Source organism: Streptomyces cinnamoneus (genome assembly GCF_002939475.1).
Taxonomy (GTDB): Bacteria; Actinomycetota; Actinomycetes; order Streptomycetales; family Streptomycetaceae; genus Streptomyces; species Streptomyces cinnamoneus_A.
In genome coordinates this window covers 3,928,979-3,942,596 of record NZ_PKFQ01000001.1, presented here as the reverse complement: position 1 = coordinate 3,942,596, position 13,618 = coordinate 3,928,979, and the positions used below count along the sequence as shown (strand labels likewise).

13 protein-coding genes are annotated in these 13,618 nt (G+C 72.0%); 7 read left to right on the top strand and 6 right to left on the bottom strand.

Annotation, left to right across the window (positions count from 1 at the left end):
- Positions 1-18: 18 nt before the first annotated feature.
- The 5 genes from CYQ11_RS17325 to CYQ11_RS17305 form a co-directional block, all read right to left on the bottom strand.
- Positions 19-1,152 (bottom strand): S1C family serine protease, encoded by a 1,134-nt coding sequence (locus CYQ11_RS17325; protein ID WP_099199133.1) that lies wholly within the window; start codon positions 1,150-1,152, stop codon positions 19-21.
- A 116-nt stretch (positions 1,153-1,268) separates the two neighbouring features.
- Positions 1,269-2,294, bottom strand: coding sequence for a LacI family DNA-binding transcriptional regulator (locus tag CYQ11_RS17320; protein WP_099199132.1), 1,026 nt, complete (start codon positions 2,292-2,294; stop codon positions 1,269-1,271).
- Between the two features lie 24 nt (positions 2,295-2,318).
- Positions 2,319-3,164, bottom strand: a complete 846-nt coding sequence (locus CYQ11_RS17315) for a response regulator transcription factor (protein ID WP_099199131.1) — start codon at positions 3,162-3,164, stop codon at positions 2,319-2,321.
- Positions 3,165-3,554: 390 nt separating this feature from the next.
- The gene (locus CYQ11_RS17310) at positions 3,555-5,453 is read right to left on the bottom strand and encodes an ABC transporter ATP-binding protein (RefSeq protein ID WP_099199163.1); all 1,899 of its coding nucleotides are present in this window, start codon (positions 5,451-5,453) and stop codon (positions 3,555-3,557) included.
- 83 nt (positions 5,454-5,536) lie between these two features.
- Entirely contained in the window at positions 5,537-7,270 is a 1,734-nt protein-coding gene (locus CYQ11_RS17305; protein WP_099199130.1) for an ABC transporter ATP-binding protein, read from the bottom strand.
- Between the two features lie 165 nt (positions 7,271-7,435).
- Between CYQ11_RS17305 and CYQ11_RS17300 the strand changes: the two genes are divergently transcribed.
- The 6 genes from CYQ11_RS17300 (at position 7,436) to CYQ11_RS17275 (ending at position 12,082) form a co-directional block, all read left to right on the top strand.
- Entirely contained in the window at positions 7,436-7,723 is a 288-nt protein-coding gene (locus CYQ11_RS17300) for a MoaD/ThiS family protein (protein WP_240003388.1), read from the top strand.
- A gap of 10 nt (positions 7,724-7,733) precedes the next feature.
- Entirely contained in the window at positions 7,734-9,197 is a 1,464-nt protein-coding gene (locus CYQ11_RS17295) for a hypothetical protein (protein ID WP_099199128.1), read from the top strand.
- Positions 9,198-9,408: 211 nt separating this feature from the next.
- On the top strand, positions 9,409-10,107 hold the full coding sequence (locus tag CYQ11_RS17290; RefSeq protein ID WP_099199127.1) for an LmeA family phospholipid-binding protein: 699 nt from the start codon (positions 9,409-9,411) through the stop codon (positions 10,105-10,107).
- 425 nt (positions 10,108-10,532) lie between these two features.
- Positions 10,533-11,375 (top strand): sulfurtransferase, encoded by an 843-nt coding sequence (locus CYQ11_RS17285; RefSeq protein WP_099199126.1) that lies wholly within the window; start codon positions 10,533-10,535, stop codon positions 11,373-11,375.
- Between the two features lie 30 nt (positions 11,376-11,405).
- On the top strand, positions 11,406-11,696 hold the full coding sequence (locus CYQ11_RS17280) for a DUF1416 domain-containing protein (RefSeq protein ID WP_099198766.1): 291 nt from the start codon (positions 11,406-11,408) through the stop codon (positions 11,694-11,696).
- Between the two features lie 98 nt (positions 11,697-11,794).
- Positions 11,795-12,082 carry a DUF3099 domain-containing protein gene (locus tag CYQ11_RS17275; protein WP_099198765.1) on the top strand — a complete coding sequence of 96 codons (288 nt, stop codon included), beginning with the start codon at positions 11,795-11,797 and terminating at the stop codon, positions 12,080-12,082.
- Here the strand turns inward: CYQ11_RS17275 and CYQ11_RS17270 are convergent.
- Positions 12,076-12,444 carry a DsrE family protein gene (locus CYQ11_RS17270; protein WP_099198764.1) on the bottom strand — a complete coding sequence of 123 codons (369 nt, stop codon included), beginning with the start codon at positions 12,442-12,444 and terminating at the stop codon, positions 12,076-12,078. The genes CYQ11_RS17275 and CYQ11_RS17270 overlap by 7 nt on opposite strands.
- Before the next feature lie 287 nt (positions 12,445-12,731).
- Between CYQ11_RS17270 and CYQ11_RS17260 the strand changes: the two genes are divergently transcribed.
- The gene (locus tag CYQ11_RS17260; protein ID WP_099198763.1) at positions 12,732-13,337 is read left to right on the top strand and encodes a heme-binding beta-barrel domain-containing protein; all 606 of its coding nucleotides are present in this window, start codon (positions 12,732-12,734) and stop codon (positions 13,335-13,337) included.
- The last annotated feature ends 281 nt before the right edge of the window (positions 13,338-13,618 follow it).

The following is a 13,618-nucleotide window of genomic DNA, read 5'->3' as shown; positions in this document are numbered from 1 at the left end:
CGGTGCCCGCAGGGCGGTTCAGCTGCCGCTGCCGCCGGCCCGCAGCTTGGCCAGGTCGGCCTTGACGGTGTTGACGGGGATGGCGAAGCCGAGGCCGACGCTGCCGGCCGAGCCCCCCGAGCCACTCGCGGTACTGGGGGCGTACATCGCGGAGTTGATGCCGATGATCTCGCCGCTCATGTTGATGAGCGCGCCGCCGGAGTTGCCGGGGTTGAGCGAGGCGTCGGTCTGGAGGGCCTTGTAGGTGGTCCGGGTGGAGCCCGTGTCGCCGTTGTACTGGTTGCCGCCGAACTCGAACGGCCACTGGGGGGTGCCCTGCCGCTGCCGGCCGCGGTCCTGTTCCTTCGAGACGGTCACGTCGCGGTTGAGGGCGGAGACGATGCCGCTGGTCACGGTGCCGGTGAGGCCCTCGGGCGAGCCGATGGCCACGACCTGGTCGCCGACGGCGACCTGGCCGGAGTCGCCCAGTGCGGCGGCCTTCAGGCCCTCGGCGTTCTGGATCTTGACGAGGGCGAGGTCCTTGTCGGGGTCGGTGCCGACGACCTTGGCGGTCTTCGCGGTGCCGTCGCCGAGGGTGACGCGGACGGTGTCGGCACCGGCGACCACGTGGTTGTTGGTGACGACCTCGCCGTCGGCGGTGACGATCACGCCGGAGCCGGTCGACTGCCCCGAGGGGGTGGAGGCCTTGATCTCCACGATGCTGGGGCTGACGGCCTTGGCGACGGCCGCGACGCCGCCGTTCTTGGCGGCGACGTTCTGCACGGGCGTGGCGTGGCTCGCGCTGGCGCGGGAGCCGCCGGTCAGCTCGCTGACGAGGGCGGCCGAGCCGCCGCCGACGACGGCGGCGACGAGCGCGCACGCCGCGAGCAGGGCGACGGGCCCACGGGCCCGGCGGGGAGCGGCGTGCCCGGCGCCGGAGCGGCCGGCGGGGACCGGGCCTTCCTGGGGGAAGCCGGTGGGCCCGCCGCCGGGGAGACCGCCGCCGCCGTGTCCGTCACCGGCGTGGGCCGTGCCCTCGCCCGGCCACACGGTCACGCCGCTCGCCGTGCGGAACGGCTGCCGCGGCGGCTGCGCCGGCGGAGCCGGGTACGGGCCGGGGGACTGCTGCGGTGCGGGGTGCTGGGGGCCGCCGGTGCGGGGAGTCTCCGTCATGGGAATGACTGTCCTCCCCCTTCATGAGAACAGTCTGAGTGCCCTCTGAGAAGCCCGGCAGAAGTGTGTATGCCCGATATAAGGTTCGGGTCCCCGCACCCGTGGCCCCGGGGGTCTCAGTCGCCGCACCCGCAGGAGCGCCGGATCACCAGCGCGGACGGGAACTGCTTCAGCCGCTCCCGGCGCGTGCCGGTGATCCGCAGCGAGTCGTCCAGCACCAGGTCCACCGCCGAGCGGGCCATCGCCTCGCGGTCGGAGGAGACCGTGGTGAGCGGCGGATCCGTCAGGGCCGCTTCCTTCACGTCGTCGAAGCCCGCCACGGCCAGCTCGCCCGGCACGTCGATGCGCAGCTCGCGGGCGGCCCGCAGCACGCCGATGGCCTGGTCGTCGGTCGCGCAGACCAGGGCGGGCGGCCGGTCGGGGCCGGCCAGCAGCTCCAGGGCGACCTTGTAGGCGTCGTAGCGGTTGTAGGGGGCCGGGAAGAGCCGGCCCTCGATGGACTTGCCGGCCTCGCGCATGGCGCGCCGCCAACCCTCGACGTGGTCGGTGACGGGGTCGCCGACGGTCGGGGTGCGCTCGGTGCCGCCGAGACAGGCCACGTAGGGGTGGCCGTGCTCCAGGAGGTGGCGGGTGGCGAGCTGGGCGCCGCCGACGTCGTCCGTGACCACAGCCACGTCGTCGATGGCGTCGGGCCTGCGGTGCATCAGCACCACGCGGGCGTCCCACGCGTCGATCTCTATCGCGGCGTGCTCACTGGGTCCCTGGCTGATCAGGATGAGGCCGGAGACGCGCATGCCCAAGAAGGCGCGCAGGTAGTGGACTTCGCGCTCGTCCAGATAGTCGGAGTTCCCGACGAGGACCATCTTCCCGCGCTCGGCCGCCGCCCGCTCGACCGCGTGCGCCATCTCCGCGAAGAAGGGCTGGCGCGCGTCCGGGACGATCAGGCCTATGAGGTCCGTCCGTCGTGAGGCCATCGCCTGGGCGACCCGGTCGGGCCGGTACCCCAGCTCCTTGATCGCGGCAAGCACCCGCTCCCGCGTCGCCGGTGCCACCGGGCGCGGTCCGTTGTTGATGACGTAGCTGACCACCGCGGTCGACGTCCCCGCAAGTCTTGCCACATCGTCCCGCGTCACCTTGGCCACGCGCGGCAGTCTACGCGGGTCCACCTACCGTTTCACCGGGCGTACGGCATCGGTCCTGACCGCTTTGGAGCGATCCGTCCGGTCCGTCCGGGGCGCCCCGGCGGCCCCGGCGGCGTCCTCGGGACCGGCCTTGCCGCCCGGCCGGTCGCCGTTCTTCTCCGTCCGGTCGCCCTTGTCGGACCGGTCGCCCTTCTCCGGCTTCTCCGGCAGCACGAAGCGGTAGCCCACGTTGCGGACCGTGCCGATCAGGGACTCGTGCTCGGGGCCGAGCTTGGCGCGCAGCCGCCGGACGTGGACGTCCACGGTGCGCGTACCGCCGAAGTAGTCGTAGCCCCAGACCTCCTGGAGGAGCTGGGCGCGGGTGAAGACCCGGCCGGGGTGCTGGGCGAGGTACTTGAGCAGCTCGAACTCCTTGAAGGTCAGGTCCAGGACCCGGCCCTTGAGCTTGGCGCTGTACGTCGCCTCGTCCACCGAGAGGTCGCCGGTGCGGATCTCCATGGGGCTGTCGTCCATGGTGATCTGCTGGCGGCCCATGGCCAGCCGCAGCCGCGCCTCCACCTCGGCGGGGCCGGCGGTGTCGAGCAGGACGTCGTCGACGCCCCAGTCGGCGGTGACGGCGGCGAGGCCGCCCTCGGTGACCACCAGGAGGAGCGGGCAGCCCGGGCCGGTGGAGCGCAGCAGCTGGCACAGGCTGCGGACGTGCGGCAGGTCCCGGCGGCCGTCGATCAGTATGACGTCGGCTCCGGGGGTGTCCACGAGGGCCGGGCCCTCGGCGGGGGCCACCCGGACGCTGTGCAGCAGCAGGCCGAGGGCGGGGAGCACCTCGGTGGACGGCTGGAGCGCGTTGGTGAGGAGCAGCAGGGCACTCATCGGCTGCCACCGCCCGCCTCGGTCGTCGTCGTGTCGCTCTCGCTCGTGAACTTCTCTCGTGCGCTTCGCTCGCCCATTGCGTCGGTTCCTCCTCGGTCCCTGCGAGGACGGTGGGGCACTGCTCGTCGTCCGAATGCACAAAAGGACCCGGGGGCCACGCTGCCCGGATCCTCGTCTGCGCAGCAGAATAACCCAGATGCCCTTGCGCGGGGCGGACGACTTTGCACGACCTTGTGTTTCGTCGGTCACTTCGGGTGGTCGTCGCAACGCACTCTTGACGAAACCCGCAAGGACCAGTCTGCCGCCCCGGCGGCCCTGGCGGGGGGAATTCCGGCGCCGGGCGGGCCGCGGGTACGGCACGCCCGGCGCACGGAGGCCTGGTGGCGCCCCCTACGCCTCCGCCACCGGCTGGGCGAACTGCGCCTCGTACAGGCGTGCGTACGCGCCCCGGGACTCCAGCAGCGACTCGTGCGTGCCCTGCTCCACGATCCGGCCGGACTCCATCACGAGGATCACGTCCGCGTCCCGGATGGTGGACAGGCGGTGGGCGATCACGAAGCTCGTGCGGCCCGAGCGCAGCTGGGCCATCGCCTGCTGGATCAGTACCTCCGTCCGGGTGTCGACCGAGCTGGTCGCCTCGTCCAGGACGAGGATCTCGGGCTCGGCGAGGAACGCCCGGGCGATGGTGATCAGCTGCTTCTCGCCGACGCTGACGTTCGAGCCCTCGTCGTCGAGGACCGTGTCGTAGCCGTCCGGGAGGGTGCGGACGAAGCGGTCCACGTGGGTGGTCTTCGCCGCTTCGACGATCTTGTCCATCGAGGTGCCCTCGGGCGCCCCGTAGGCGATGTTCTCCGCGATCGTGCCGCCGAAGAGCCAGGTGTCCTGGAGCACCATGCCGATGTGGGAGCGCAGCTCCTCCCTCGACATGGCGGCGATGTCGACGCCGTCCAGCGCGATGCGGCCGCCGGCCACCTCGTAGAACCGCATCAGCAGGTTGACCAGGGTGGTCTTGCCGGCGCCGGTCGGGCCGACGATCGCCACGGTCTGGCCCGGCCGCACGGTCAGCGACAGGTCCTCGATGAGCGGCTTGTCCGGCTCGTAGCGGAAGGAGACCTTCTCGAAGGACACCTCGCCGCGCACCCTGCCCGGCTTCGGCGCGTCCGCGGCGTCCGCCGACTGCTCCTCGGCGTCGAGCAGCTCGAAGACCCGCTCGGCGGAGGCGACGCCGGACTGCACGAGGTTGGCCATGGAGGCCACCTGGGTGAGCGGCTGGCTGAACTGCCGGGAGTACTGGACGAACGCCTGGACGTCACCGATCGACAGCGAGCCGCTCGCGACGCGCAGGCCGCCCACCACGGCGACGAGCACGTAGTTGAGGTTCGCCACGAACATCATCGCGGGCTGGATGACACCGGAGATGAACTGGGCCTTGAAGCCCGCCAGGTACAGCTCCTCGTTCTCCTTGCGGAACGTCTCGGCCGACTCCTTCTGCCGCCCGAAGACCTTCACCAGGGAGTGCCCGGTGTACATCTCCTCGATGTGGGCGTTGAGCTTGCCGGTGGACTTCCACTGGGCCACGAACTGGGGCTGCGCCCTCTTGCCGACCTTGGCGACGATGACGACCGAGACCGGCACGGTGACCAGGGCGACCAGCGCCAGCAGCCAGGAGATCCAGAACATCATGGCCAGCACGCCGGCCATGGTCAGCACGGAGGTCATCATCTGGCTGAGGGTCTGCTGGAGCGTCTGCGCGATGTTGTCGATGTCGTTGGTGGCGCGGGAGAGGACCTCGCCGCGCTGCTGCTTGTCGAAGTAGCTCAGCGGCAGCCGTCCCAGCTTCTCCTCCACCTGCTCCCGCAGCCGGAAGACCACCCGCTGGACGGCGGTGGTCGCGATGCGGGCCTGGACGAAGCCGAAGAGCGAGGCGCCGACGTAGATCAGCAGCACCCACAGCAGCACCGAGCCGACCGCACCGAAGTCGATGCCCTGGCCGGGTGTGAAGTCCACGCCGGACAGGACGTCGGCTATTCGGCCGTTGCCCTCCTGGCGCATGCGGTCGAGGGCCTCGGCCTTCGTCGCGCCCTCCGGGATCTGCCGGCCGACGACGCCGGCGAAGATCAGGTCGGTGGCGTGGCCGAGGATCTTGGGGCCGACGACGGTCAGCGCCACGGCGGCGACGCCGAGGACGAGGGCGACGGTCAGGAGGGCCCGCTCGGGGCGGAGCTGGGCCAGCAGCCGCCGGCTGGAGCCGCCGAAGTCCATGGACTTCTCGGTGGGCTGCCCGCCCATGAAGCGCGCGGGGCCGGCCGCGGGGGCCGGTCCTCTGCGCGGCGCCGCGGCGGGCGCCTGGCCGCCGGGTTTGCTGGGCGACGTCACGCCGCTTCCTCCTCGGTGAGCTGGGAGAGCACGATCTCCCGGTAGGTCTCGTTCGTCCCCATCAGTTCGGTGTGGGTGCCCGTGCCGACGACCCGGCCCTCGTCGAGGACCACGATCCGGTCGGCGTCGCGGATCGTCGACACGCGTTGCGCGACGATGAGGACCGTCGCGTCGCCCGTCTCCCGGGCCAGCGCCGCCCGCAGCCGGGCGTCGGTGGCGTAGTCGAGCGCGGAGAAGGAGTCGTCGAAGAGGTAGATCTCCGGCTTGCGGACCAGGGCCCGGGCGATCGCCAGCCGCTGGCGCTGCCCACCCGACACGTTGGTGCCGCCCTGCGCGACGGGAGCCTCCAGCTGTCCCTCCATGGCCTCGACGAACTCCCTGGCCTGCGCGGTCTCCAGCGCCTGCCACAGCTCCTCGTCGGTCGCCTCGGGGCGTCCGTAGCGCAGGTTCGAGGCGATGGTCCCGGAGAAGAGGTAGGGCTTCTGCGGTACGAGCCCCACGGCGTCGGCCATGGCGCTCTGGTCGATCTCCCGCACGTTCACCCCGTCGACGAGGACGTCGCCGGCGGTGGCGTCGAACAGGCGCGGGACCAGGCCCAGGAGGGTCGACTTGCCGCTGCCGGTGGAGCCGATCACGGCCGTGGTCTCGCCGGGCCGCGCGGCGAGGGAGACGTCCCGCAGGACCGGCTCCTCGGCGCCCGGGTACCTGAACTCCACGCCCCGCAGTTCCAGATGGCCGCGGCCGCGCAGCCGGGTGACCGGGGCGGCGGGCGGGACCACGCTGGACTCGGTGGTCAGCACCTCCTGGATGCGCTCGGCGCAGACCTCCGCGCGGGGCACCATCATGAACATGAAGGTGGCCATCATGATGGCCATCAGGATCTGCATGAGGTAGCTGAGGAAGGCGGTCATCGCGCCGATCTGCATGCCGCCGCTGTCGATGCGGTGCCCGCCGAACCACACGACCGCGACCGAGGAGAGGTTCACGACCAGCATCACGGACGGGAACATCAGCGCCATCAGCCGGCCGGCCTTCAGCGAGACGTCCATCAGGTCGCTGTTGGCACCCTCGAATCGTTTCCTCTCGTGGGTGTCGCGGACGAACGCGCGGATGACGCGGATGCCGGTGATCTGCTCGCGCAGCACCCGGTTGACCGTGTCGATGCGCTCCTGCACGCCGCGGAACACCGGCCGCATCCGCCGGATGATCAGGCCCACGATGGTGGCCAGCACCGGGACGATCGCCAGCAGCAGCGCCGACAGCGGCACATCCTGGTTGAGGGCCATCACGATGCCGCCGACGCACATGATGGGCGCCGAGACCATCAGCGTGAACGTCATCAGGGCCAGCATCTGGACCTGCTGGACGTCGTTGGTCGTCCGCGTGATCAACGAAGGCGCCCCGAATTGCCCCATTTCGCGGGCGGAGAAGGACTGCACGCGGTCGAAGACCGCGCCGCGCAGGTCACGGCCGATGGCCATGGCCGTGCGGGCGCCGTAGTAGACGGCGCCGATCGAGCAGACGATCTGGGCGAGGGTCACGGCGATCATCACGCCACCGGTACCGAGGATGTAACCGGTGTCGCCCTTCACGACGCCCTTGTCGATGATGTCCGCGTTGAGGGTGGGCAGATAGAGCGTGGCGAGGGTCTGGACGAGCTGCAAGAGCACGACCAGGGTTATCGCACCGGAGTAGGGCCGCAGATGGGCCCGGAGAAGTCGCACCAACACACAAGCAGCCTATGCGAGCACCTCCTCGCGGGGCTTCTGCTTTACCGGCTGCGGACCGCGGCCCGTCCGGCACCCGTCATCATGGAGACGGCAAGACACCGGCAAGCAACTGAAGGGGTCGCAGTGGCGACGACAGACACGGCACGTCCGGCGCGTCCGGCGACGCTGCCGGCCCAGCCGGGCACGCCGGAACCGCCGTCCGGCACCATCCGGTACTGGGCCGCGGCCAAGGCCGCCGCCGGTACGGCCGAGGAGCCGTACGCGGCGCGTACGCTCGCGGACGCGCTGGCAGCGGCCCGGCGGCGGCACGAGGACGAGCCGGAGTACGCGCGCGTGCTCGCGCGGTGCTCCTTCCTCGTGGACGGCGGCCCCGTCGGCACACGCGACCACTCGACGGTCCAACTGGCCGAGGGCGGCACGGTCGAGGTGCTCCCGCCCTTCGCAGGAGGGTGACCCCGGCAGCATGAGCGATCAGCACCACCACAACCCGTACCAGCGGCAGGAGCCGTACCCGTCGTACGAGCCCTACGGCCCGTACGACGCCTACGACCCCCAGACCGACCCCGCGCCGCAGCAGGGGACGGTCCCCCCGTCGTACGACTACGGGTACGACCAGTCGCAGGGCGGCCACACCGGCCACGACCGGGCTCCGGCATCCCCGGCCTGGCCGCAGCACGACCACGCCGCCCAGCAGGACCCGCCGACCCAGACCTGGCAGACCCAGACCTGGGACACCGGCACCTGGCAGCAGCCGGCCGCGCCGGCGCCCGAGCCCTCGTACGGCTCGCCGTGGCAAACCGGCGACCAGGGCGGCGACCAAGGCGGCCACCGGGGCGCGGGTCAGACGGACGCGGGCACCGGCGGCTGGGCACAGCAGCCCCGCCACGCACAGCCCCACCAGCAGCAGCCCCGCCACGCACAGCCGCAGCACGCACAGCCTCACCAGCAGCAGCCGCAGCACGCGCAGCCCCGCCACGCGCAGCCGCAGCAGCAGTTCCACCAGCAGCAGGCCGCGGACGTCTACCCGCCGCAGACCGCGGACGCCTACCAGCCCGCACACGCGTCCCTGCCGGAGACGTCCCCGTACGGGGCGGACCCGGCGGACCGGGCCCCCGCGCACGAGCCGGCGGGCGAGCCCGGGGCCCCGGCCGAGCCGGCGCCCGACCGCCCCCTGACGGCCGCCGAGAAGGCCAAGGCGGAGGGCCGGGCGCAGATCGTCTCCCCCGGTTTCCAGCCCGCACTGGTGACGTCGGTCCTCGCCGCGCTCCTGGCGGTCACCGCCCCCCTGGGGCGGCCCGCGCTGGCCGTGCCGGTCGTGCTGCTCCAGGCGGTGACGGCGGCGGGCTGGTTCCGGCTGAACGGCATGTGGCCGGCCCGGCAGGGCATCGCGCTGGCGTTCCTGGGCGGCGTGGTCGCCGACGCCGGCCTGCTGGCCACGGAGAGGACGCAGGCGCCGACCGTGCTCCTCGGCACGCTGGGCGTATGGATTCTGCTGGTGATCGTCCTCCAGCTGCGCAGCCACGCCTCGCCGGACGAGCGGCTGTACGGCCTCACGGCGGCCACCGCCTCGGCGGCCCTGGCCGTCGTCGCGGCGGGACACCTCGCCGCGGACTCCGACGCGGTGGTCGTCGGCGCGCTCGGCGTGGCCGTGGCGGTGCTGGCGCGCGCCCTGCCGCTGCCGTCCGTCGCGGGCACGGTCGTCGCCCTGATCGCGGCCGCGGGCGCGGGCGTCGCGGGCGGTCAGCTGACCGGCATGGGCGCGCCGGCCGCGCTGCTGGGCCTGACGGCGGGGGTGTGCGCCCTGACCGGCCTGCGGGTGGCGAGCTACGACTACCCCTCGCGGTTCGTGCACCTGACCGCGGGCGTGGCCCTGCCGCTGGCGCTCGCGGCGCCGGCGGTGTACGTGCTGGGCAGGGCGCTGGGCTGAGCCCCGCTGCCGTCGACATCACCAGGGCGCCCGGCCGGCAGGCCGGGCGCCCTCGTCGTGCGCGCCCCTCGTGGGCACCCGCCGTGCGGTTACAGACCGGTTACCTGTGCGGCCCGCCGTCCGTACGACCGGTGCGGTTAGGCTCACCGCAAGGCCAGGGGGCCTGATCCGACCAGACGGAGCCTGACCGAGAGTGGGGGACCGACGAGCGATGCGCGCGATACGGACCATATTGATCACCGCCGTGATCCTGGGCGGCCTGTTCGTGGCCGCCGACCGGGGGGCCGTCTGGTTCGCCGAGAAGCAGGCCGCGGAGAAGATCCGCGACAGCCAGGGCCTGTCCGGCACCCCCGAGGTCTCGATCAAGGGTTTCCCCTTCCTCACCCAGGTCGCCTCCTCCGAGCTCGACGAGGTCGAGGTCAAGCTCGACGGGGTCACGGCGGGCGCGGGCGACCGTTCGGTCAAGGTGAGCGGCTTCGACGCCACCCTGCACGGCGTCCGCATCGACAGCAGCTTCTCCTCCGCCGTGGCGGGCCGGGCGACGGGCACCGCGCACCTCTCGTACGAGGACCTGACCAAGGCCGCCGGCGACCCCGACGTCTCCGTCGCCTACAGCGGCACCAGCGGCAGCCAGGTCAAGGTCACCGGCAAGGTGACGGTCGCGGGCCAGCCCGTCGAGCGCAGCGTGGTCTCCACGGTGACCGTGGTGAACGGCGGCACCATCCGGGTGCACGCCGACGAGGTGCCCTCGCAGGGCGTCCCGGGTGCGGAGAGGAAGATCCGCGAGAAGACGGACTTCGACCGCCAGATCGCGGGCCTGCCCAAGGGCCTCAAGCTCGACAAGGTGACGGCGACGCCCAGCGGCGTGGACGTCACCCTGACCGGCTCGGACGTGAACCTGGCGGGCTGAGGCCCGTAGGCGTACCACCTTTCGAGACAACTGGTCCGCGAAACAGCGGGAACGGCTCATTCCCGCCGCCGCACGCCCGTGCCGGAGGGGTGGGAGTGGCGTTTCAGCCACCTCCCATCCCAACATCCGAGACGGATCGTCTCACCATGCGGCACGCCGGTGACAGGTCTCCCCGCCCCTCCCTACGATCGCTGCATGAAGCGACAGGCGGATCTCACGAAGCGGCGGGCAGTCGACCTGTGCCGCGTCGCCGCCATGCTCTGTCGCCATGTCTGACGGGACCGCCTTCTTAACGGCTGTCCCCGGCCCCCCCGGGCCGTCTCCCCTCATCACTCGCTCCACCCGCCGCGCGGCGCCGGGCATCGCCCCCCCGCGCGTTCCGCACACGCTGGCGCAAATCTGCAACTGCCCCGGAGGAGAACAGCATGAGCCGCAGTGACGTCCTCGTGGACGCCGACTGGGTCCAGGCCCGCATCGACGCAGGCGACCCGAAGACCGTCATCGTCGAGGTCGACGAGGACACCTCCGCGTACGACAAGAACCACATCAAGACCGCCGTCCGGATCGACTGGCGGAGGGACCTCCAGGACCCGGTCCGCCGCGACTTCGTCGACCGGGCCGGCTTCGAGGAGCTGCTGTCCGAGAAGGGCATCGCCAACGACGACACGGTGGTCCTCTACGGCGGCAACAACAACTGGTTCGCCGCCTACGCCTACTGGTACTTCAAGCTCTACGGCCACCAGGACGTGCGGCTCCTCGACGGCGGCCGCAAGAAGTGGGAGCTGGACTCCCGCGACCTGGTCGCCGAGGTGCCCCGGCGCCCCCGCACCACGTACCGGGCGAAGGAGCAGGACACCTCCATCCGCGCCTTCCGCGACGACGTCGTCGCCGCGATCGGCTCGCTCAACCTCGTCGACGTCCGCTCCCCCGACGAGTTCAGCGGCAAGCTGCTCGCCCCGGCGCACCTGCCGCAGGAGCAGTCGCAGCGCCCCGGCCACGTGCCGAGCGCGCGCAACATCCCGTGGTCGAAGTCGGCCAACGACGACGGCACGTTCAAGTCCGACGCCGAGCTGACGGAGCTCTACGAGGGCGCCGGCGTGGACCTGGCCAAGGACACGATCGCCTACTGCCGCATCGGTGAGCGCTCGGCGCACACCTGGTTCGTGCTGCACGAGCTGCTCGGCCAGTCCAACGTCCGCAACTACGACGGCTCGTGGACCGAGTACGGCTCGCTCGTCGGCGTGCCGATCGAGCTCGGCGCCCACTGACCTCCCGACCCGCGAACAGAAGGATCACCCATGTGTGGAGCAAAGGCCGGCGGCCCCGACGCCGGGGCGATCAAGCCCGGTGAGACCACGATCCAGGGCTCGGTGACCCGCGACGGCGAGCCCGTCACCGGTTACGTGCGCCTGCTGGACTCGACCGGCGAGTTCACCGCCGAGGTGCCCACGTCCGCGACCGGGCAGTTCCGCTTCTACGCGGCCGAGGGCACGTGGACCGTGCGCGCGCTCGTCCCCGGCGGCAGCGCCGACCGCACGGTCGTCGTCGCCGAGAAGGGCGCCCTCGCGGAGGTCGCCATCGCGGTCTGACGCCGCAAGGACCCGCGAAGGGCCGCACCCCGGGTTGGACACCGTGAGGGGGGTCGCGGCCCTTCGCGCCACGACCCTCCGGGTCGTACCGTGAAGGTGTGTACGCACGGCGTAGGCACCTCTACTTCGCCATGATGGGGACGTGCGTCTTCCTGTTCGTCATGGCCTGGGCCGTCGTGCGCCTGTGGTCGGTGCCGGCGGCCGTCGGACTGTGCCTGTTCGCCATGGTCATCCCGCCGGTCGCGGCCATCGTGGCCAACCGGCGGGGCCCCGACGACCGCTGGTGGGACGACCCGTCGGGCGACCCCACGTCGGACGAGTGGTGGGACGAGCTGGACGGCAGACGCCGCCCGGACCAGCGCGACCCGTGGGGCCGCGATCAGTAGACGAGCGCCTGCACCCCGTCGGCCATGGCCTCGCTCACGAACACCTGCGCACCGGCGATGCGCGCCCCCTCGATGAGGTCCTTCTCCTCGATGTCGCGTCGCGCCGCGCACTGCGTGCACACCGTGATCATGCCGCCCCCGGCCTTGATCCCCTCGATCAGCTCCGGCAGCGGCGCGGCGTGCGGCAGCTCGAACTCCGCCGCCCGTCCCGGCAGCGCGAACCACGACGACTCGCCGGTCAGCCACAGCGACACCTCGACGCCGCTCGCCACGGCGACGGCCGCCACCGTGAACGCCTGCGAGCACCGCTCGGGCGCGTCCGCACCCGCCGTCACCTTGATCACGAGCTTCTTGTTCGCCATGCGGATCACTCTAGGCCCGGCGCGGCGGAGGAGCCCGGACCGGACGGGGGAAGAGGCCACCGCGCACCTCGCAGCGCCGGGCGCGGGGCGGCCGATTAGACTCGTCCACGGTCCGTAACACCACACCTCACTCCGATCGAGGAGCGCGCTCGTGCTTGAGGCTTTCTTCACCACCCTGCTCGTCCTGGTCGCCGTCGGCGTTCTCGCTTTCGCCGGCCTGACCTGGAAGAAGCTGTACCAGGGCCAGCGCTGACCCCCGTTTCCGCCTCTACAGATCGACTGAGCTCATGATCGAGATTCCGTCCGACCTCCACCCGGACCTCGTGCCCCTGGCCTTCCTCCTCGGCAAGTGGGAGGGCGCCGGCGTCGCCGACTTCCCCGGCGCCGAGAAGTGCAACTTCGGGCAGGAAGTCGTCTTCACGCACGACGGCCGGGACTTCCTCGAGTACGTCTCGCACTCCTGGGTGCTCGACAGCGAGGGCAAGGCGGTCCGCCCGCTGGAGACCGAGAGCGGCTTCTGGCGGATCGACAAGGACCGCAAGGTCGAGATCGTCATGATCCGCGACCAGGGCGTCGCGGAGGTCTGGTACGGCGAGCTGGCCGACCAGAAGCCGCAGATCGATCTGGCCACCGACGCCGTGGCGCGGACCGAGGCCTCCAGCCCCTACGCGGGCGGCAAGCGCCTGTACGGCTACGTCAAGGGCGACCTGATGTGGGTCGGCGAGAAGGCCACCCCCGAGGTCCCGCTGCGGCCGTACATGTCGGCGCACCTGAAGAAGGTCGTCGACCTCCAGCAGTGGGCCCAGAACCTCCCGGACGACCTGCCCGACGGCGTGGCCTTCTACCGCCAGGACGGCACGCCGTACAACCCGGAGCAGCCGGACCAGCAGTAGGCAGCACCCGCACCACCACGCGCCCCGCGGGGGAAGTCCGGTCGAAGTCCGGCGCTGACCCTCCCCCATAGCCTGAACGGCATGGGGGCGCCCCCATCGGTAGGCGGAAGGCCCCTTTCCGGGGCCCTCCGCGAGCCCGATCACCCGCGGCGGCCGCACAGCTCCCCGTACGACTCGCCGTGGACTGCGAGGGGAGGCGCCCCGGCGCGGGCTCGCACGCCGCCGGGCCGCTCCTTGCGTGAAGGACGCGGCCCGAGGCGAAGGCGCACCGCCCGTGGCGA